Consider the following 19,571-nt stretch of genomic DNA (forward strand, 5'->3'; position numbering starts at 1 on the left):
TGCTATATTGATGCCCATGGTTTCGACCCGTTCCTACTTTTTTGGCTACTTTTGGTTCTCAAGCGCCGTCGGCGGAAGAGAGTTCTGAACGTACCCACAAGAAACGTACCGAATTCCACCAAACCGCCGGCCAGTCCGGCGGTTTTTTTTTACCTGCTCACACATCCAATCCGAATACAAGGAGCGACACGATGACTGCCAAAGCACAACCCTCTAGCACCGATGCTTGGTATACGCACCCTGGTGACAAGACCAGCCGTACCGACGACCAACGTATCAAGGACATCACCGTGTTGCCCCCGCCCGAACATTTGATCCGTTTTTTCCCCATTGAGGGAACGCCTGTGGAGACCCTGATCTCCCACACTCGCCACACCATCCACAACATCATGGCCGGCAAGGATGATCGCCTGCTGGTCATCATCGGCCCGTGCTCCATCCATGACCCGGCCGCAGCACTTGAGTACGCCCGACGCCTGAAGGCACAGCGCGAGAAGTACAAGGACACGCTGGAGATCGTGATGCGCGTCTACTTCGAGAAGCCGCGCACCACGGTCGGCTGGAAGGGGCTGATCAACGACCCTTACCTGGACGAGAGCTTCCGCATCGACGAGGGTCTGCGCATCGCGCGCCAGCTGCTGATCGAGATCAATCGCCTGGGCCTGCCGGCCGGCAGCGAGTTCCTCGACGTGATCTCGCCGCAATACATTGGCGACCTGATCTCCTGGGGGGCCATCGGTGCGCGTACGACCGAAAGCCAGGTGCATCGTGAGCTGGCGTCCGGTCTGTCCGCCCCCATCGGTTTCAAGAACGGCACGGACGGCAACATCCGGATTGCCACCGATGCCATCCAGGCGGCGGCGCGCGGCCACCATTTCCTGTCGGTGCACAAGAACGGCAAGGTCGCCATCGTGCAGACCAACGGCAACAAGGATTGTCACGTCATCCTGCGTGGCGGCAAGGCGCCGAACTACGACGCCGCCAGCGTGGCAGCGGCCTGCAAGGAGCTGGAGGCCTCCAAGCTGCCCGCCACCCTGATGGTGGATTGCAGCCATGCCAACAGCAGCAAGCAACATGAAAAGCAGCTCGATGTGGCACGCGACATTGCCACCCAGATGGCGGGGGGCTCGCGTCATATTTTCGGCGTGATGGTTGAAAGCCACCTGCATGCCGGTGCGCAGAAGTTCACACCGGGCAAGGACGACGCCGGCAACCTGGAGTACGGCAAGAGCATCACCGATGCCTGCCTGGGATGGGACGATTCGCTGGAAGTGCTGGAAGTCCTGTCCGGCGCGGTCAAGGCGCGCCGGGAACGTTAAGGCGCGCCGGCCTTGTCGATCATGGCCCTGGCCCAGCTCTGGGCTTCGGCCATGGTTTCAAAGGCCTGAAACGGGCGGCCGACATCGGCGAAAATTTTGGCGAAATGGGGGGCCATGAATTGGCCTCCTTCGACTTCCGGGCCGATGACATAGGCCGTGGCCACTGGGGTGAACTGCGGCGGTGCCTGGCGGATCAGTTCGGCGTAGCGCTGCAGGCCGTCAGGGGTGGCCAGGGCACTTTTGCGCACGGTGCAGATGCTGACCCAAGGGCCGCTCGGTTGCAGCGCCTGCAGGAAATTCGACTGCGCCACCGCCAGGCAGTCTGCCAGTTCCTTGTTGAAAGGTCCGGTGGACTCGTAGTGCAGCAGGTCGCCGTCCATCCACATGTCCACCTGACCGTGCGGGGCGAACGGCGTGACCTTCACCTGGGTGGTGCTGCTTTTCGGCGGTGTGTCGGAAGCCATGGCTGTTCCTGGATGCAAACAGAAATCTAACCCGATGCCATCTTATCGGCATCTTCGCCCGCTCCCCATATTAGGGCAAGCGAGCATGGCCGTCAGCACTCAGGGGCTCGCGGGTTGCAGCGCCTGCAGCAGCTTGAGGTGAATGCCGCCAAAGCCGCCATTGCTCATGCACAGGATGTGATCGCCCGCTTGCGCGCTGGCGACCACCTGGTGCACCAGTTCATCGATCGAATCCGCCACCTGCGCGCGTGCCCCCATGGGAGCCAGGGCTTCGCGAGCATCCCAACCCAGGCCGCCGGCATGGCAGAAGGCGAGATCGGCATCTTCCAGGCTCCAGGGTAGCTGCGCTTTCATGGTGCCCAGCTTCATGGTGTTGGAGCGCGGTTCGAACACCGCCAGGATGCGGCTGTCCGCCCCGACTTTGCGGCGCAGGCCGTCGAGCGTGGTGCGGATGGCGGTCGGATGGTGGGCGAAGTCGTCGTAGACCGTGATGCCATGGACGCTACCGCGTACCTCCATACGACGCTTGACGTTCTGAAAATCGCCCAGCGCACGTGCGGCCATCGCTGGCGCCACGCCGACATGTTCGGCTGCGGCGATGGCGGCCAACGCATTGAGTTGATTGTGTATGCCGGTGAGCGCCCACTCGACCTTGGCAACCGGTTGGCCTTGGTTCAGCACGTCAAAGCAGTGTGGTTCGCCATGGGCCGAGAAGTCGCTCACGGCGGCGCCGAAACTGCGCACCTCGCTCCAGCAGCCGGCGTGCAGCACGCGCACTAGGCTTTCCTCCAAGCCATTGACCACGACACGGCCCGAGCCGGGCACGGTACGCACCAGATGGTGGAACTGGCGCTCGATGGCGGCCAGGTCGTCGAAGATGTCGGCGTGGTCGAACTCGAGGTTGTTGAGGACGGCCGTGCGTGGCCGGTAGTGCACAAACTTGCTGCGCTTGTCGAAAAAGGCAGTGTCGTATTCGTCGGCTTCGATGACGAAGAGCGGGCGCTGGTCGGTCGGTGTTCTGGCATTGGGGCGAACGGGTGCGCCAAGGCGGGCCGAAACACCAAAGTTCATGGGAACGCCGCCAACCAGAAATCCCGGTTGCAGGCCGGCTGCGTCCAGAATCCAGGTCAGCATCGAGGTGGTGGTGGTCTTGCCGTGGGTGCCGGCCACCGCCAGCACATGGCGACCCTGCAGCACATGCTCGGCCAGCCACTGCGGGCCGCTGGTGTAGGGCAGGCCGGCTTCCATGATGGCCTCCATCAGGGGGAATTTGGGGCTGCCGTCAGCCTGGCGTGCGCGGCTGACCACGTTGCCGATCACGAACATGTCGGGTCGCAACGCCAGTTGCTCGGTGCCGAACCCCTCAATCAGCTCGATACCGAGGGCGCGCAGCTGGTCGCTCATCGGTGGGTAGACACCGGCATCGCAGCCGGTGACCTTGTGGCCCGCCTCGCGGGCAAGGGCGGCCAGTCCCCCCATGAAGGTGCCGCAGATACCGAGAATGTGAATATGCATCGCCCGATTCTAGGGGGTGGCTGCCGGTGCCCTTGCGGTCGTCCGGAGATCCCGCGCAGGTGCACAATACCCTTGGCATGAGCAAACAGGAAATTGCCGCTGCAGCGGCACAGATGGTGGTGGAAGAAGGGTTGGAGTACGGGCCGGCCAAGCGCCGCGCTGTGCGCCAGCTCGGCCTGCCACAGCGTACGCCACTACCTGGCAATGACGAGGTGGAGGATGCGGTGCGTGACTATATTGCCGTGTTCTGTGCCGACACCCAGCCGGCTGAATTGCTGGCGCTGCGCCGACTGGCCCTGCAGTGGATGGAGCGGCTGGCCGTGTTCCGACCGCATTTGAGTGGTGCAGTCTGGCATGGCACAGCGACCCGTTTGTCAGATATTTATCTGCAGTTGTTTTGCGATGATGAAAAATCAGCGGAAATTGCCCTGATTGACATGGGGCAGCCTTACGAGCCGCGTAGGGTGACCGGCTTCCATCACGAGCCGGTGGAGGCGCTAAGCCTTCATGCCCACTGTCCGGAACTGGGGGAGTCCGTCGGGGTCCATTTGATGATTCACGACCTTGATGACTTGCGCGGTGCATTGGTGCGGGACGCCAAAGACAGATCACCGCGTGGTAATTTGGATGCTGTTCGTCGGTTGTTGGCAGATTTTTAATTAATTTAAGGAAATTTGTGAATTTTGGAAATAACCCGAGTCTTGCCAAGAGACGTTGGCTGTATGCCGCTGTGGCGGCGGTTGCCGGCTTGGGTGGTGCCGGCTTGGCTTGGTGGAAGTTCTCACCCAAACCGGTGGATGAGGAGGCCATGGCCGCGTTGTGGCAGCTGTCCTTCGACACCCCGGCGGATGGGCCGTTGACACTGCAGCGTCTGCGGGGGCGACCTTTGCTGATCAATTTTTGGGCAACCTGGTGTCCGCCATGTATCGAGGAATTGCCTTTACTGGATGTCTTCTACAAAGAAAATGCGGCTAAAGGTTGGCAAGTTCTTGGTTTGGCGGTAGATAAAATGCTCCCTGTGCGTGATTTCCTGGCCAAGCACCCCCTGTCTTTTCCGGTTGCCTTGGCGGGCATGGAAGGCGTTGGTCTCAGCAAATCGTTGGGAAATCTGAGCGGAGGGCTCCCCTTTACCGTCGTGTTGGGGGCTGACGGGGTGGTTCGCGATCGTAAAATCGGCAAAGTCTCATCGGCCGATTTGGCGAGCTGGCGTGAGTTACAGTAGGGCCTGTAGCGCATCCTTTATGATGACGGGCGGCAAGTGTCCGCCCTTTTGCTTTTTTGGAATTCCCAAAAATTGGGTGGAAATCGCTTCAGTTCGAAGTAAATTGAAGCAATCTTTAGAAAGATGTTGGTGATCCCATGGATTTGCGAAAACTCAAGACCTTGATTGACCTGGTGTCCGACTCCAATGTGTCGGAACTTGAAATCACCGAAGCCGAAGGCAAGGTGCGTATCGTCAAAGGCGGCGGTGCCATGGTTCAGGGCTATCAAATGCCTGCGGTCCCGATGGCGGCGCCCGTGGCGGCAGCACCGGTTGCTGCGGCGCCTGTTGCCCCCGCTCCGGTTGCCGCCCCGCCGGCAGTCACTGGCCACACCGTCAAGTCGCCCATGGTCGGCACGTTCTACCGCTCTGCCTCGCCGGGGGCCAAGGCGTTTGTGGAGCTGGGCTCCGTTGTCAAGGAAGGCGACACCCTGTGCATCATCGAGGCGATGAAGATCCTCAATGAGATCGAGGCTGACAAGGCTGGCACTGTGACCCAGATCCTGGGCGAGAACGGTCAGGCCGTGGAATACGGTCAGCCCCTGTTCGTCATCGAATAAGGCACACCGTCTCATGTTCAAGAAGATTCTGGTTGCGAACAGGGGAGAAATCGCCCTGCGGATCCAGCGCGCCTGTAGCGAGCTGGGCATCAAAGCGGTGATGGTTTACTCCGAGGCGGACCGCGAAGCCAAGTACGTCAAGCTGGCCGAAGAGGCGGTCTGCATTGGTCCGGCGCCTTCTGCGCAGAGTTATCTCAACATGCCCGCCATCATCTCGGCGGCGGAGGTCACTGATGCCGAAGCCATCCACCCAGGCTACGGTTTCCTGAGCGAGAACGCCGATTTTGCCGAGCGCGTGGAGCAAAGCGGTTTCCAGTTCATCGGCCCGACACCCGAGTCCATCCGCATCATGGGTGACAAGGTGTCGGCCAAACAGGCCATGATCAAGGCCGGCGTGCCCTGTGTACCGGGTTCGGAAGGCGAGTTGCCGGATGATCCGGTGCAGATCCGCCGCATTGCCAAGGCCATTGGCTACCCTGTGATCATCAAGGCGGCGGGTGGTGGCGGTGGGCGCGGCATGCGCGTGGTGCACACCGAGGCGGCATTGATCAACGCGGTGCAGATGACCAAGGCCGAGGCGGGGGCAGCCTTCAACAACCCGGCGGTCTACATGGAGAAGTTCCTGCAGAACCCGCGGCATATTGAAATCCAGATCCTGGCGGACAAGCATCGTAATGCGGTGTACCTGGGTGAGCGCGACTGTTCCATGCAGCGCCGCCACCAGAAGATCATCGAAGAAGCGCCGGCACCGGGCATCCCGCGCAAGCTGATCGACAAGGTGGGCGAGCGTTGCGTGGCGGCTTGCAAGAAGATCGGCTACCGTGGCGCTGGCACTTTCGAGTTCCTGTATGAAGACGGCGAGTTCTACTTCATCGAAATGAACACACGCGTCCAGGTGGAGCATCCGGTGACCGAGATGATCACCGGTGTGGACATCGTGAAGACGCAGATCATGGTGGCGGCTGGCGAGCGCCTGCCGTTCACCCAGCGTGACATCCAGATTCGTGGTCATGCGATCGAATGCCGCATCAACGCCGAAGATCCCTACAAGTTCACGCCGTCGCCGGGCCGCATCACCATGTGGCACGCACCCGGTGGGCCAGGTGTGCGGGTTGATTCGCACGTCTACACCAACTACTTTGTTCCGCCGAACTACGATTCGATGGTCGGCAAGGTCATTGTTCATGGCGATACGCGGCAGCAGGCCATGGCGCGCATGAGTACCGCTTTGGGCGAAACGCTGGTCGAAGGCATCAACACCAACATCCCGCTGCATCGCGAACTGATGGCGGATGCCAAGTTCATGGCCGGTGGAACCAACATCCACTACCTTGAAGAGTGGATGGCTCGCCACGCGCGCTAAGCAACCGCCATGTACGAACTGAGTCTGTTGTGTCCGCAGGAGCGGGTTGAGGTCCTGAGTGAGGCGCTGGATGCGCTCGACGCCCTGAGTGTCAGCGTGGAAGATGCGGATGCCCAGACCGAGGCCGAGCAGGCCTTGTTCGGCGAGCCTGGCATGCCGCCGCCGCAGGATGGCTGGCAGCGTTCGCGTGTGCTGGCCCTGTACCCGACCGAAGCAGCAGCCAGCGAGGCGGCAGCTTTGCTGCAGGCGCAGGACTTTTTCGATGGTTGCCGCCTGCTGGGGATCGCTGAAGTTCCCGAGCAGGACTGGGTGCGCCTGACACAGTCGCAGTTTTCTCCGGTCGAGATCACGCCGGACTTCTGGATCGTTCCGACCTGGCATGAACCACCGGCACAAGCCAAGACCATCATCCGGCTTGATCCGGGGCTGGCCTTCGGCACGGGCACGCATCCAACGACCCGCATGTGCCTGCGCTGGATCGCACACCACGCCACCGATCGGGGCGGGCTGGGGCGTGTGCTGGACTACGGCTGCGGTTCCGGCATTCTTGCCATTGGCGCGGCCAAGCACGGGGCAACCGAGATTGATGCGGTCGACATCGACGAGGCAGCAGTTACATCAACCCTACTCAATGCCCAGGCCAACGAGGTTGCGTTGAATGCGGGCTTGCCAGATGCGGTCAGTGGCCAGTACCGGACCGTGCTGGCCAATATCCTGGCGACACCGTTGAAGGTGCTGGCACCCTTGCTGTGTGCCCGGGTAGCGGCTGGCGGTTCGCTGGTGCTGGCCGGCATTCTTGAACGGCAGGCGGAAGAGCTGAAGCTGGCCTATGCGCCCTATTGCCAACTGGCGGTGAATGACTCGGAAGATGGCTGGATCTTGATGACGGCCAGCTTCTGATCGGTGCGGGGCAGCGCTCTACAATCCCGAAGTCATGAGCCTGATCACCCGATGCCCAGCCTGCCGGACGATGTTCAAGGTCGTGCCCGACCAGTTGCGCATTTCTGAAGGTTGGGTGCGTTGTGGCCAATGTGACGAGATATTCGATGCCTCGCTGAACATGCAGGATCCGCTGGCGGTCGAGGCATTGCCGTCGGATCCAGTTGATATCGAGGTGGATGCGATGCCTGTGCCGGCCGATGGCGAGCCGGCTCCCGATGCCACGTCTGATCGGTCTCGGTCTATCCATGCGGAGCCTTCTTTCATTGAGCAAGAGCAGGACGTAGCACCCGCACCAGAGCCGGAGGGACCGGAAACCGCGGTGCTGACGGACGTCTGGGATTCGACCTCATTGTCCGATTCGACCGAGCCGGCCTAGCCAGTGCCCCTTTCCTTCATGCGCCAGGCGCGTGACCACACTAAAACCCGGGAGCATCCTCGTCGGCGCATGGCTTGGCTGGTTTCTGCGATTGTCTTGTGCCTGACGTTGTCCGTTCAGCTGCTCGCCCACGAGCGAGACAGGATTGCGGCAGCTGCACCCGGCTTCCAACCGGTGGTGGAGGCAGTGTGCGTGCTGATGCAATGCAGCGTGGCACCATGGCGCCAGATTGAATCCGTGCTGATTGACAGTTCATCTTTCAGCAAACTTAGGCCGGATGTCTACCGATTGAGCCTGACGCTCAAGAACACGGCCGGAAACGATGTGGCGTTGCCGGCGCTCGAGTTGTCGGTGACCGACACCCAGGACCAAGTGTTCATCCGGCGCGTCTTTGTGGCCGATGATCTGGGCTTGCCTTCAACTGTGCTCGCCGCTGGCTCCGAGTCCCCTGTTTCCCTGGCGTTGAACATCACGACCAATGGCAATGCAGAACGCATTGCCGGTTACCGTGTTCTTGCTTTTTATCCCTGAAACTTTTCAACATCACCATGGCATCTCTTATCTGCGGCTCCCTGGCTTTTGACACCATCATGAATTTCGAAGGCAGGTTTGCCGAGCAAATCCTGCCGGATCAGCTGCACATTCTCAATGTGTCCTTTCTGGTGCCAACGCTGCGCCGCGACTTCGGTGGTTGCGCTGGCAACATTGCCTATGCGCTCAAGGCATTGGGTGGCGTGCCGCTGCCGATGGCAACCGTGGGCAACGACGGTTCCGGCTATCTGCAGCGTTTGCGCGAACTGGGGATTGCCACGCAGTTTGTGCGTGAGATGGGCGATACCTACACCGCACAGGCCTTGATCATGACGGACAAGGACAACAACCAGATCACCGCTTTCCATCCGGGCGCCATGATGCAGGCGCACGTGACCCGCATCGAACGCCATCCTGATGTCAAGCTGGGCATCATTTCACCGGATGGCCGCGATGCCATGCTCCAGCATGCCGAGCAGTTCAAGGCCGCAGATATTCCGTTTGTTTTCGATCCGGGTCAAGGTCTGCCCATGTTTGATGGCAAGGAGTTGGCGCGTTTTGTTGAACAGGCCAGTTGGGTGACAGTGAATGACTACGAAGGCAAGATGCTGTGCGATCGCACGGGCTGGAGCCCGGCCGAGATTTCACGCCAGGTTCGTGGCTTGGTCATCACGCTCGGCCATGAGGGAAGCGAGGTCTGGGTCGATGGCCAGAAGACACTGGTGCCACCGGTCAAGGCCGTGGAGGTGATTGATCCGACAGGCTGTGGCGATGCCTACCGTGGCGGCTTGCTCTATGGACTGGAGCAGGGCTGGTCGTTGGCGCGTTGTGCCGAGCTTGGCAATCGCATGGGCTCCCACAAGATCGCGCACCGGGGTCCGCAGAACTACACGGTCGATACCAAGGCGTTTGGCTTGTAAGTCACGCTCAGTCAACGGCAGGGGGTGTCAGCTGCGCCCAGTCGGCGGCCGCTACATGGCCGGCTGCCACGCGGAGCTGCTTGCTGCGTGCCGTGTCACCGCGAACCAGTTCGACGGCCGCACGCGGTATGCCCAGTGTCTTCGCCAGCCAGGCTTGTAGGGCGAGGTTGGCCTTGCCGTCTACTGGTGGCGCCTTCAGTCGAACACGCAAGGCATTGTCATGCAGGCCTTGAATCTGGGTCTGTGGTGCATTGGGCATGACGTGAACATCCACGATGACTCCACCATCCTTTTCGGTTCGTAGGAAAGGCAGCTTGGAAACAGTCATGGCGGCGTTGATGTGACGAAGAAAAAGCCCGATGCCTTGCGGTCATCGGGCTTGAGGCTAAGCCGCTGAATCAGGGCTTGCTGGCCGTCGGAAACGGCCAAGCGGCCTGCGGGTTCAGAGTGGTCTGAGCCGCGGGGGCAGCCGGGGCAGGCGCTGCTTTGGCAGCAGGCTTTTTCGCGGCTTTCTTCGCAGCCGGCTTCTTGGCAGCTTTCTTGGCTACGGCTTTTTTGGCCGGAGCTTTCTTCGCTGCTACCTTTTTGGCGGGAGCCTTCTTAGCTGCGACTTTCTTTGCCGGAGCTTTCTTCGGTGCGGCCTTCTTTGCGGCCGGTTTTTTTGCAGTTGCCATCATTTTCTCCTTGATCAAGTTACAAAGAGCACTTCACGCCAGTTGGAGAGCATGAAGCGATTCATGGCGCTGGGACCAATCCCAACGCCATGAACTCGGGTGCACATGCCACAGCCGCTCTCTCGGGAGCGGTCGGCGACATGTGTAATTCTGGAAGCCATGGTTTGTTTGCTCAGTCCCAGGAGAGGGCGCCACCCGATTGATACTCGATCACGCGGGTTTCGAAAAAATTACGCTCTTTCTTGAGGTCAATCATTTCGCTCATCCAAGGGAAAGGATTTTCCTCATTGGGGAAGAGGGGCTCCAGGCCAATCTGCGTGGCACGCCGGTTGGCGATGTAGCGCAGGTAACCCTTGAACATGGAGGCATTCATGCCGAGCACGCCGCGCGGCATGGTGTCTTCGGCATAGCGGTATTCGAGTTCGACGGCCTTCTCGAACAGCCCGCGAATCTCGGCTTTGAATTCAGCCGTCCAGAGATGCGGGTTTTCGAGCTTGAGCTGGTTGATCAGGTCAATGCCGAAATTGCAGTGCATCGACTCGTCACGCAGAATGTACTGGTACTGCTCGGCGGCGCCGGTCATCTTGTTCTGGCGGCCCAGCGCCAGGATCTGCGTGAAACCGACATAGAAGAACAGGCCTTCCATCAGGCAGGCGAACACGATCAGCGACTTCAGCAGCGTCTGATCGGTTTCCTGGGTGCCGGTCTTGAAGTTGGGGTCCATGATCGCGTTGATGAACGGGATCAGGAACTCGTCCTTGTCGCGGATCGACTGGATTTCGTTGTAGGCGTTGAAGATTTCGCTCTCATCCAGACCGAGCGATTCGACGATGTACTGGTACGCGTGGGTATGGATCGCCTCTTCAAAGGCCTGGCGCAGCAGGAACTGGCGGCACTCGGGGGCCGTGATGTGGCGGTAGGTGCCCAGCACGATGTTGTTGGCGGCCAGTGAGTCGGCCGTGACGAAAAAGCCCAGATTGCGCTTGACGATGCGTCGCTCGTCTTCGGTCAGACCATTCGGATCTTTCCACAAGGCGATGTCACGCGTCATGTTCACTTCCTGCGGCATCCAGTGGTTGGCGCAGGTGGCCAGGTATTTTTCCCAGGCCCATTTGTATTTGAACGGCACCAGCTGGTTGACGTCGGTCTGGCCGTTGATGATGCGCTTGTCGGCTGCCTTGATGCGGTGTGCAGCCGCGGACGTAGCCGGTGCGGCGGAGGTGAACGGCGTGGCGTTCACGGCTTGTGCCGTACGCAGTTCAGGAGATTGCAGGGGAAGCTCGGTCGTACGGCTGCTGGATGAGCCGTGTGCAAAAGGCATTTGCGATGTGGGCTTGACTTCTTCGTCCCAGTTCAACATATGAGATTCCAATCAGCGGATTATGAGAGCAGCGAGATGAAATGAAAAGTATTCATTCACATCGCTGCTCAATTGTGTTGCTCAATAGCATCGCATGGCATGCGAAGCAGGCGTCGATTTACTGGCAGGCTTCGCAGCCAGGGTCATCGATCGCGCAGAACTTGATGTCGGTGGCGGCTGTTGCCATCTGTGCCTGCGCGGCCGCAGCCGCAGCTTCAAGTGCGCTCATGCCGGCACCGCCTTGCGCTGCACCACCGGAGGACACGGCATTGAGTCGGCCAGCTGCCACGGTGGATTTCTCCGCTTGTGTGGCCGAGGTGGTGCGCAGGTAGTAGGTGGTCTTCAGGCCACGCAGCCAAGCCAGCTTGTAGGTTTCGTCCAGCTTCTTGCCGGAGGCGCCCGCCATGTAGATGTTGAGCGATTGCGCCTGGTCGATCCACTTCTGGCGGCGTGCTGCCGCTTCCACCAGCCAGCTGGTTTCGACTTCAAAAGCCGTGGCGTACAAGGCCTTGATCTCCTGCGGCACGCGGTCGATGGGGGCCAGCGAACCGTCAAAGTGCTTGAGGTCCATGACCATGACGTCGTCCCACAGGCCCAGGCGCTTGAGGTCGCGCACCAGGTAGCTGTTGATGACGGTGAACTCGCCCGACAGGTTGGACTTCACCGACAGGTTGCCGAAGCAGGGTTCGATGGAGGCATCCACGCCGATGATGTTGGAAATCGTGGCGGTCGGGGCAATGGCCACGCAGTTGGAGTTACGCATGCCGTCCTTGGCAATCTTCTTGCGCAGGGCGTCCCAGTCCAGGGTGGATGAACGGTCGACTTCGACGTAGCCGCCGCGCGCCTGTGCCAGCATGTCCAGCGTGTCCGGCGGCAGGATGCCCTTGTCCCACAGGGAGCCCTGGTAGCTGGAATAGCGGCCGCGTTCGCTGGCGAGATCGGTCGATGCCAAGTAGGCGTAGTAGCAGACGGCTTCCATGGACTTGTCGGCGAAGTCCACGGCAGCATCGCTGGCGTAGGGGATGCGCAGTTCATACAGAGCATCCTGGAAGGCCATGATGCCCAGTCCGACCGGACGGTGGCGCAGGTTGGAGTCGCGGGCCTTCTTGACGGCGTAGTAGTTGATGTCGATCACGTTGTCCAGCATGCGCATAGCGGTGGCCACCGTCTTCTGCAGCTTGGCGTGGTCGATCTGGCCATCTTTCAAGTGCTGGCGCAGGTTGACGGAGCCCAGGTTGCAGACGGCGGTTTCGGTGTCGCTGGTGTTGAGCGTGATCTCGGTACACAGGTTCGAGGAGTGCACCACGCCGGCATGCTGCTGGGGCGAGCGCACATTGCAGGCGTCCTTGAACGTGATCCAGGGGTGGCCGGTCTCGAACAGCATGGTCAGCATCTTGCGCCACAGGTCGGTCGCCTGCAGGGTGCGCGTCGGCTTGATCTCGCCGCGGGCGGCCTTTTCTTCGTAGGCGACATAGGCTTTCTCGAAGTCGGCGCCGAACTTGTCGTGCAGGTCGGGCACGTTGGACGGGGAGAACAGGGTCCACTGGCCCTTTTCCATCACGCGACGCATGAACAGGTCCGGGATCCAGTTGGCCGTGTTCATGTCGTGGGTGCGGCGGCGGTCATCGCCGGTGTTCTTGCGCAGCTCCAGAAATTCCTCGATGTCGAGGTGCCAAGTTTCCAGATACGTGCAGACGGCGCCCTTGCGCTTGCCGCCCTGGTTCACGGCGACGGCGGTGTCGTTGACGACCTTGAGGAAAGGCACGACACCCTGCGACTCGCCGTTGGTGCCCTTGATGTGGGAGCCCAGGGCGCGCACGCGCGTCCAGTCGTTGCCCAGGCCGCCGGCGAACTTGGACAGCAGAGCGTTTTCCTTGATGGATTCGTAGATGCCATCGAGATCGTCGGGCACCGTGGTCAGGTAGCAGCTCGAGAGTTGCGAGCGCAGCGTGCCGCTGTTGAACAAGGTAGGCGTGCTGGACATGAAGTCGAACGAAGACAGCACTTCGTAGAACTCGATGGCACGGGCTTCGCGGTCGATTTCATTGAGCGACAGGCCCATGGCCACGCGCATGAAGAAGGCCTGCGGCAATTCGATGCGCGATTTGCGCACGTGCAGGAAGTAGCGGTCGTACAGCGTCTGCAGGCCAAGGTAGTCGAACTGCAGGTCGCGCTCAGCCTTGAGTGCGGCACCCAGGCGCTTGAGGTCGAACTGAAGCAGTTTCTCGTCAAGCAGGTCGTTTTCCACGCCCTTCTTGATGAAGCCGGGGAAGTAGTCGGTATAAGCCTCGGCCATTTCGGACGGCTGCACGTCGCGCCCCAGCACCTCTTTGGCAATGGTATGGAACAGCAGGCGTGCGGTGGCGTAGGTGTAGTCGGGGTCTTTTTCGATCAATGTGCGGGCGGCCAGGATGGCGGCCTTGTACACCTCGTCGATGGGGACGCCGTCGTAGAGGTTGCGCATGGTCTCGGCCAGGATCGGTTCTGGCTTGATGTCGGCGCCCAGGCCGGCGCAGGCCGACACGATCAGGCTTTTGAGACGGTCGAGGTCGAGGGCGATGCGTTGGGTGCCGTCAACAACGTGCAGCTCCGGCGTCTTGGGTGTTTCTGCGGTGGTCTGGCGAGCCCGCTCCTGGGTACGGCGTTCACGGTAAAGCACATAGGCGCGGGCGATTTCGTGGTGGCCGCTACGCATCAGGCCGAGTTCCACCTGGTCTTGCACGTCCTCGATGTGGAAGGTGCCGCCGCCGGGACGCGAGCGCATCAGGGCACGCACCACGGCCTGGGTCAGTTCATCAACCACCTCACGCACGCTGGCCGATGCTGCCCCCTGGGTGCCATGCACCGCCAGGAAGGCCTTCATCATGGCCACGGCAATCTTGTTGGGTTCGAACGGCACCACGGCGCCATTGCGCCGGATGATCTGGTAGTGGTTGAGCGGTTGGGCTGCCGCATTTTCCTGAGTTTGCATGTTCAGGACGCCTGTGTTGAGGGGGGTGGATGTGTTCAGGGCAGGTTGCATCTGTTCCTCGTCTTCGCAAATTTATTGGTTATTTCAGTCTTGTTTGCCGGCTTTTCATGCACCACCGGCAACAACCGTGGTGCAAACAGGAAACACTATATATGGGGTCTTGTGTGAATACAAGCCACTACAGGTAGTGTATCGCGTCGCGATGGCATGACTGTGTCAGTCGCATGAAAGATGGCTGGCACCAAGTCGGTGAAACAGGGCGGACGGAATGTCGAGAGCAGGCCGAAACTCGGGTCAAATCGAGCGTTGTTGTGAGACAGCCAGAGAACACAAGCGATGCAGCGGATTTTTGCTTGCATGGCCGCATGGTGCTTGCGCATCGTGTGATGCACGATCAATGTGCGCGGGCGATGTGCGCATCACGCCGGTGCAGAAAAATATTTTCAGTGACGCAACATCTATGCAACGTCTTGGGGAAAACACTGAGTTGGCCAGCCCAGACTTTGCCGCAAAGCGGCCCACGCGAAGCCAGCGCCGGGATCGGCTTTCCTGCCGGGGGCAATGTGTTCATGACCGGCAATGTGGCGGATGGGATAGCGCTGCGGGAGGGTTGCGCACAGGCCCGCCAGGGTTTCGTATTGGGCGGTATCGAACGGGGTGCCTTCCAGGCCTTCCAGTTCAATGCCGATGGAGTCATCGTTGCAGTTGTCGCGGCCGCGGTAGTGTGAGCTGCCGGCATGCCAGGCCCGTTCATCGCAGCTGACGAATTGCCAGAGCTCACCATTGCGTCGGATGTAGAAATGGGCGGAGACTTCCAGCCCCTGGATTGTCTGGAAGTAAGGGTGGGCGTTCCAGTCCAGGGTGTTGGTGAAGAGACGTTGCACTTCGTCCCCGCCGTACTGGCCGGGCGGCAGACTGATTGAATGGATGACGATCAGGTCCACCGTGGCCTGTGGTGGGCGCGGACCGAAGTTGGGGGATGCCAGACGGCGGGCGAAGCGATACCAGCCGCCGTTCCACAGGGCATCGGCAGCGGGCTCGTTATGGGGTGTCGGGGGCTGTGTCATGGTCTTGCGGCATGTCGATGTTCAACCGGGCGATCCGGTAGCGGATCTGGCGCAGGCTCAGGCCCAGGCGGGCGGCGGCGGCGGTGCGATTGAAACCGGTTTCCTGCAGGGCCTTGATCAGGATGTCGCGTTCCTGCAGGTCCAGATGGCGTTGCAGGTCGTCCGGAAGTGCGCTGGGCGTTTCAGCGACAGGGGGCGGTGTGGATGGGGTCGTGGGTTCGAGTGGGGGCGGTACGGCTTGCGCCGCTGATTCGATCTGCAATTCGTGGCCATCGCTCAAGGCCACGGCGCGGTGCAGCAGGTTTTCCAGCTCCCGCACATTACCCTTGAACGGGTGCTGTGCCAGTTGCGTCAGGGCCGTCTGGGTCAGCGCTGGCACGGGCAGCCCGGACTCGGCGGCAATCCGCTTGAGCAGCGCATCGCACAAGGCGGGCAGGTCTTCCCGCCGTTCCCGCAGCGGTGGGATGTCGATCTCGATCACGTTGAGCCGGTAATAGAGATCCTGGCGAAAGCGGCCGGCTTGCACTTCGTCCGCCAGGTTCTTGTGGGTGGCACTGACGATGCGCACATCGGCCGGCTCTTCCTGGGTTGCGCCAACCGGACGCACACAGCGTTCCTGAATGGCACGCAGCAGCTTGGCCTGCATGGCCAAAGGCAGGTCACCGATTTCATCCAGGAATAACGTGCCACCGTTGGCGGCCTGGAAGAAACCTTCGCGGTCTTGTGTGGCGCCGGTGTAGGCCCCTTTTTTGACGCCGAAGAACTCGGCCTCCAGCAGGGTTTCCGGAATGGCGCTGCAATTGACCGCAACAAAGGGGCCGCCGGCACGGTGGCTGTTGGCATGCAGCGCATTGGCCACCAGTTCCTTGCCGGTGCCGGACTCACCGCAGACCAGCACCGGTGCCATGCTGCGCGCCACCTTGGTTATGCGCTCCTTGACCGAGCGCATGGCGACAGACGGGCCGACCAGGCGCTGCAAGCTGATGTCTGCTTGGGGGGCGGTTCCGGCCTCGGTCGTGCGGCGGGCGGTTGTGACATCTGTCTGCTGTGCACGTGCATCCTGTACGGCGGAGGCGATGACAGCGCGGAATTGCCGTAGATTGACCGGTTTGGTCAGGTAGTCGAAGGCGCCGGCTTTGAGCGACTCGACGGCATTTTCCGCCGAGCCATAGGCGGTGATGACCACGCAGCGCTCGCTGCGCTGTTGAGTGCGCAGGCGCTGGATCAACTCGATGCCCAAGCCGTCGGGCAGGCGCATGTCAGTGATCAGCACGTCAAAACGCCGCTCGCTCAGTTGCTGCCAGCCACTTGCCAGACTCTCGGCCACGTCAACCTGGTAACCCTCGCGCAGCAGGGTGAGTTCGTAAAGCGTGCGCAGGTCGGGCTCATCATCGACCACCAGGATGTGAGCGGGGGAGGTGTTCAGTGCCATGGGGTGTCGATGGAATTGATGGCGGGGACGGTTTTGCCGGTGGCACGTGTGCGACGCAAGGATACGAAAAATTCGTTGCCCTCCACGCGGGTGCCGCGGGTCATGCGCTGGCTGCGCCGGTAGGTGATGGCCGCGCCGTGCCGCTCGCACAATTCGCGGCAGATGTACAGGCCCAGGCCGCTGGAGCGGCTCTCGGAGGAGAAGAAGGGTTCGAACAGGTGGCGCTCGACCGATGGCTCCATGGGAGGAGCTTCGCTCCAGACGGAGAGTGTGACTTGCCCCCGGGCAGCCACCTCCGTGGCGACCTGGATGGATTCGGCCTGTCCGCTGGCATAACGCCGGGCGTTGTCGAGCAGGTTGACCAGGACGCGGCGCAGATGATCCTGCGCGAAATCCACCCTGAGCGGGGCGGTGGCCAGCTGCCAGTGCAGGACATGTTGCCCCTGCACCTGCTGCGCCCAGTCCTGACAGATGCGGGCGACGCTCTCGTCGAGCGGCAGTGTTTCCGGTGTCTGAGCGGAGCCCTCGCCACGCTTGTGCACGCGGGAGATGTCCAGGATGTCTTCCACGATCTTTTCCAGCCGCTGGGCATTTTGCTGCACCAGTCCGGTGAGTTGCCTGAGCCTGGGATCGCTGAGATCTTCGTCCAGCAGCGCATTGGCCTGGGCAATGGCTGCCAGTGGGTTGCGGATTTCATGCGCGACGGCCGCTGACATGCGCCCCATGCTGGCCAATTTTTCGGTGCGCATGCGGGCTTCCATCTCACGCTGGTCCTGCAGAAACACGACACACAGGTTTTTGGCGCCGCTGCCGCGGGTTGCTGTCAGACGTGTGCGGACCCGGATGTGCCGCGGACCCTGTCCGGCATGCTGGATGTTGATGTCGGCCTGCTGGATGCCGCGGTACGCAAAGCTTTGCTGCGTCAGGTCGACCAAGGGCTGCCAGGCCGTTTCGCTGCTCAACGTGAAGGGCGGGGGCGGCAAGGGCTGGTTGTCTGATTGCAGCATCTGGCGCGCAGCCGGATTGACCGCGTGCACGGTACCGCGTGCATCGACGACCAGAATGCCGTCGCTCAAGGTCTCGATCACCAGGTCGTTGACCTGCTGCTGGATGCGTGCGGCAGACTGGCTGCGGCGGGCCCGTTGTTCTTCCCTGGCCAAACGAGTGGAAAGCTGGTGCGACAGGAGCGCGATCACGACGCTGCCCGCGCCCGTGAGGGCCGCCTGAATCAGATGCGGTGTGACGTCACCATGGGTCTGCAGTGACAGCCGGACGGCATGCAGCAGCAGCATCAGCGTGACGCCCGCCGCAGTGCCCATGGCCAGCAGCAGGGAGCCCAGCACCGAGGCCAGCAGCACTGGCAGAGCGAAGAGCGGCGTGTAGTTGATGCTGCTGCCATGCAGGAACTGCAAGGCAGCAAATACCAGCACATCGACACCAATGACGGCAACCCATTGCAGGTCGAATGTCCGGCCCAAGCGGCGTGGGCGGGAGCCAATGCGCACCGCCAGCGTACTGATGAAATAACCGACGCAAACGCCCAGCAGCCAGAGGTTGCTGACCTGGCCCAGCCCGTACAGGGTGATCTGCAGCAGCAGGAGCACCAAGCCTAGCGTGACGCGGGCGGTCATGAAACCGCGCCACAACCGTTCCAGTTCCGGGAGCGTGTTGTCGGCAGGTTCCAGGTCGGTGTCCAGCAGGGATGGTCCAAACCAGGAGTGAACCTCGTCGGCCGGCTGCATTCAGGACTCCGCGCGTTGCCGGTGCTCGACGCAGCAATACAAGCCGTTGCGTCCGGCAAAGGCGTCAGCTTGAGGGAAATGCACGCCGCAGTGAGCGCAACGCACCATGTCCTGCGGCGGTGGGGGCGATGGTTTCTGCTTGGATGCAGCATCGGCCAGCCGGCCTGAACGCCACAGCCATACAGCAGCGACCACCACCACGAGCAACAGCAAAAACTTCATGTGCTGCGGCCGAGGATGATCTCGATGACGAAGCGGGACCCCACATAGGCCAGCAGCAGCAGACCCGAGCCGATGTAGAGAATCCGTGCGGCACGCCGGCCGCGCCAGCCAAAGCGTGCCCGGCCGATCAACAGAATGGCGAAGGTCAGCCAGGACAGGACGGAAAAGACGGTCTTGTGGTCCCACTTCCAGTGGGCGCCGGTCGTGCCGTAAAGCGATTCGCCGAACAGAATGCCGACCAGCAGGGTGGCTGACAGCAGCACGAAGCCGGCACTGACGAAGCGGAAGGTCAGGCGTTCGATCGTCAGCAGCGGCAGGCCGCTGTGCGGGTCGGCCGCCAGGCGGATGCGTTCTTCGGTGCGGTTCATCAGCCAGGCGTGGGCCGCAGCGGCGGCGAACAGGCCGTAGGAGGCAATGCCCAGGGCCCAGTGCAAGGGCAGCCAAGGCGAAGCCGCTGCGTGCAGGGGCTGACCCGGGAACAACAGTGCCAGGATCACCGCGACGGCCCCCAGGGCTGAGAAAGCCCAGCGCGTTTCCAGTTGCGGGTAGACGTGGCTTTCCACGGTGTAGACGGCCGCGACCAGCCAGGTGGTGACGGACAGCGCCGGCGCAAAGCCGAAGTGCGGGCTGGTGCCCAGCAGACTGAAGGCCAGCACCAGTCCGTGCAGCAGCCAGGCCACTATCATGCTGCGGCGCATGGCCTGCGGGCCCAGGCGGCGTACGGCGGTGGCCGGCGCAATATAGGCAACGGTGGCCGCGACGGCCAAGGCCACGGGGAGCCAGGAAGCACTCGCTAGAATCATGGGTACAGTTTAGCGTTTTGCACCGTGTCACTTCGCCGTTGACACCCAA

19 protein-coding genes and 1 pseudogene are annotated in these 19,571 nt (G+C 61.5%); 9 read left to right on the forward strand and 11 right to left on the reverse strand.

What is annotated here, in order from left to right; translation table 11 throughout:
* Positions 1–191: 191 nt before the first annotated feature.
* Positions 192–1,319, forward strand: a complete 1,128-nt coding sequence (locus CDE01S_RS00170) for a 3-deoxy-7-phosphoheptulonate synthase (RefSeq protein ID WP_066701912.1) — start codon at positions 192–194, stop codon at positions 1,317–1,319.
* Here CDE01S_RS00170 and CDE01S_RS00175 read toward each other — a convergent pair.
* Both CDE01S_RS00175 and mpl read right to left on the reverse strand, forming a co-directional pair.
* Positions 1,316–1,783: a hypothetical protein gene (locus tag CDE01S_RS00175; RefSeq protein WP_066701916.1), complete on the reverse strand. Its 468-nt coding sequence runs from the start codon at positions 1,781–1,783 to the stop codon at positions 1,316–1,318. The genes CDE01S_RS00170 and CDE01S_RS00175 overlap by 4 nt on opposite strands.
* A 99-nt stretch (positions 1,784–1,882) precedes the next feature.
* The gene (gene mpl, locus CDE01S_RS00180) at positions 1,883–3,298 is read right to left on the reverse strand and encodes a UDP-N-acetylmuramate:L-alanyl-gamma-D-glutamyl-meso-diaminopimelate ligase (protein ID WP_066701920.1); all 1,416 of its coding nucleotides are present in this window, start codon (positions 3,296–3,298) and stop codon (positions 1,883–1,885) included.
* A 77-nt stretch (positions 3,299–3,375) separates the two neighbouring features.
* Here mpl and CDE01S_RS00185 point away from each other — a divergent pair, with 77 nt between their 5' ends.
* The 8 genes from CDE01S_RS00185 (at position 3,376) to CDE01S_RS00220 (ending at position 9,251) form a co-directional block, all read left to right on the forward strand.
* Positions 3,376–3,957 (forward strand): hypothetical protein, encoded by a 582-nt coding sequence (locus CDE01S_RS00185; RefSeq protein ID WP_066701923.1) that lies wholly within the window; start codon positions 3,376–3,378, stop codon positions 3,955–3,957.
* Positions 3,958–3,974: 17 nt separating this feature from the next.
* Complete coding sequence (locus tag CDE01S_RS00190; protein ID WP_245636064.1) at positions 3,975–4,520, forward strand: TlpA disulfide reductase family protein; 546 nt, start codon at positions 3,975–3,977, stop codon at positions 4,518–4,520.
* A gap of 137 nt (positions 4,521–4,657) precedes the next feature.
* Positions 4,658–5,119: an acetyl-CoA carboxylase biotin carboxyl carrier protein gene (gene accB, locus CDE01S_RS00195; RefSeq protein WP_066701930.1), complete on the forward strand. Its 462-nt coding sequence runs from the start codon at positions 4,658–4,660 to the stop codon at positions 5,117–5,119.
* 13 nt (positions 5,120–5,132) lie between these two features.
* A complete protein-coding gene (gene accC / locus CDE01S_RS00200; protein ID WP_066701931.1) occupies positions 5,133–6,482 on the forward strand; it encodes an acetyl-CoA carboxylase biotin carboxylase subunit in 1,350 nt (449 codons plus the stop codon).
* A gap of 9 nt (positions 6,483–6,491) precedes the next feature.
* Positions 6,492–7,382: a 50S ribosomal protein L11 methyltransferase gene (gene prmA, locus CDE01S_RS00205; protein WP_066701942.1), complete on the forward strand. Its 891-nt coding sequence runs from the start codon at positions 6,492–6,494 to the stop codon at positions 7,380–7,382.
* A gap of 34 nt (positions 7,383–7,416) precedes the next feature.
* The gene (locus CDE01S_RS00210) at positions 7,417–7,800 is read left to right on the forward strand and encodes a zinc-ribbon domain-containing protein (RefSeq protein ID WP_084382605.1); all 384 of its coding nucleotides are present in this window, start codon (positions 7,417–7,419) and stop codon (positions 7,798–7,800) included.
* Between the two features lie 69 nt (positions 7,801–7,869).
* Entirely contained in the window at positions 7,870–8,331 is a 462-nt protein-coding gene (locus CDE01S_RS00215; protein ID WP_169802223.1) for a DUF3426 domain-containing protein, read from the forward strand.
* A gap of 17 nt (positions 8,332–8,348) precedes the next feature.
* The gene (locus CDE01S_RS00220; protein ID WP_066701953.1) at positions 8,349–9,251 is read left to right on the forward strand and encodes a carbohydrate kinase family protein; all 903 of its coding nucleotides are present in this window, start codon (positions 8,349–8,351) and stop codon (positions 9,249–9,251) included.
* 7 nt (positions 9,252–9,258) lie between these two features.
* On the opposite strand, the gene CDE01S_RS00225 is transcribed toward CDE01S_RS00220, so the two are convergent.
* The 9 genes and pseudogenes from CDE01S_RS00225 to CDE01S_RS00265 form a co-directional block, all read right to left on the reverse strand.
* Positions 9,259–9,525, reverse strand: coding sequence for a DUF167 domain-containing protein (locus tag CDE01S_RS00225; RefSeq protein WP_369406349.1), 267 nt, complete (start codon positions 9,523–9,525; stop codon positions 9,259–9,261).
* Between the two features lie 124 nt (positions 9,526–9,649).
* Positions 9,650–9,922, reverse strand: a pseudogene (locus CDE01S_RS18030) (histone); the annotation flags it as partial.
* A gap of 175 nt (positions 9,923–10,097) precedes the next feature.
* The gene (locus CDE01S_RS00235) at positions 10,098–11,285 is read right to left on the reverse strand and encodes a ribonucleotide-diphosphate reductase subunit beta (RefSeq protein ID WP_066701962.1); all 1,188 of its coding nucleotides are present in this window, start codon (positions 11,283–11,285) and stop codon (positions 10,098–10,100) included.
* 118 nt (positions 11,286–11,403) lie between these two features.
* Positions 11,404–14,307: a ribonucleoside-diphosphate reductase subunit alpha gene (locus CDE01S_RS00240; RefSeq protein WP_066701965.1), complete on the reverse strand. Its 2,904-nt coding sequence runs from the start codon at positions 14,305–14,307 to the stop codon at positions 11,404–11,406.
* A gap of 407 nt (positions 14,308–14,714) precedes the next feature.
* A complete protein-coding gene (gene ampD, locus CDE01S_RS00245; protein ID WP_066701968.1) occupies positions 14,715–15,323 on the reverse strand; it encodes a 1,6-anhydro-N-acetylmuramyl-L-alanine amidase AmpD in 609 nt (202 codons plus the stop codon).
* A complete protein-coding gene (locus CDE01S_RS00250) occupies positions 15,298–16,755 on the reverse strand; it encodes a sigma-54-dependent transcriptional regulator (RefSeq protein ID WP_066701972.1) in 1,458 nt (485 codons plus the stop codon). Before CDE01S_RS00250 ends, ampD begins: the two co-directional genes overlap by 26 nt.
* Positions 16,746–18,497 (reverse strand): sensor histidine kinase, encoded by a 1,752-nt coding sequence (locus CDE01S_RS00255; RefSeq protein WP_066701975.1) that lies wholly within the window; start codon positions 18,495–18,497, stop codon positions 16,746–16,748. Before CDE01S_RS00255 ends, CDE01S_RS00250 begins: the two co-directional genes overlap by 10 nt.
* A complete protein-coding gene (locus CDE01S_RS00260; RefSeq protein WP_066701977.1) occupies positions 18,498–18,719 on the reverse strand; it encodes a PP0621 family protein in 222 nt (73 codons plus the stop codon).
* Entirely contained in the window at positions 18,716–19,522 is an 807-nt protein-coding gene (locus CDE01S_RS00265) for a cytochrome C assembly family protein (RefSeq protein ID WP_066701979.1), read from the reverse strand. The genes CDE01S_RS00260 and CDE01S_RS00265 overlap by 4 nt, the downstream gene beginning before the upstream one ends.
* Positions 19,523–19,571 lie beyond the last annotated feature (49 nt).

Origin of the sequence: Curvibacter delicatus NBRC 14919 (genome assembly GCF_001592265.1) — a bacterium.
GTDB classification, from domain to species: Bacteria; Pseudomonadota; Gammaproteobacteria; order Burkholderiales; family Burkholderiaceae_C; genus Hylemonella; species Hylemonella delicata.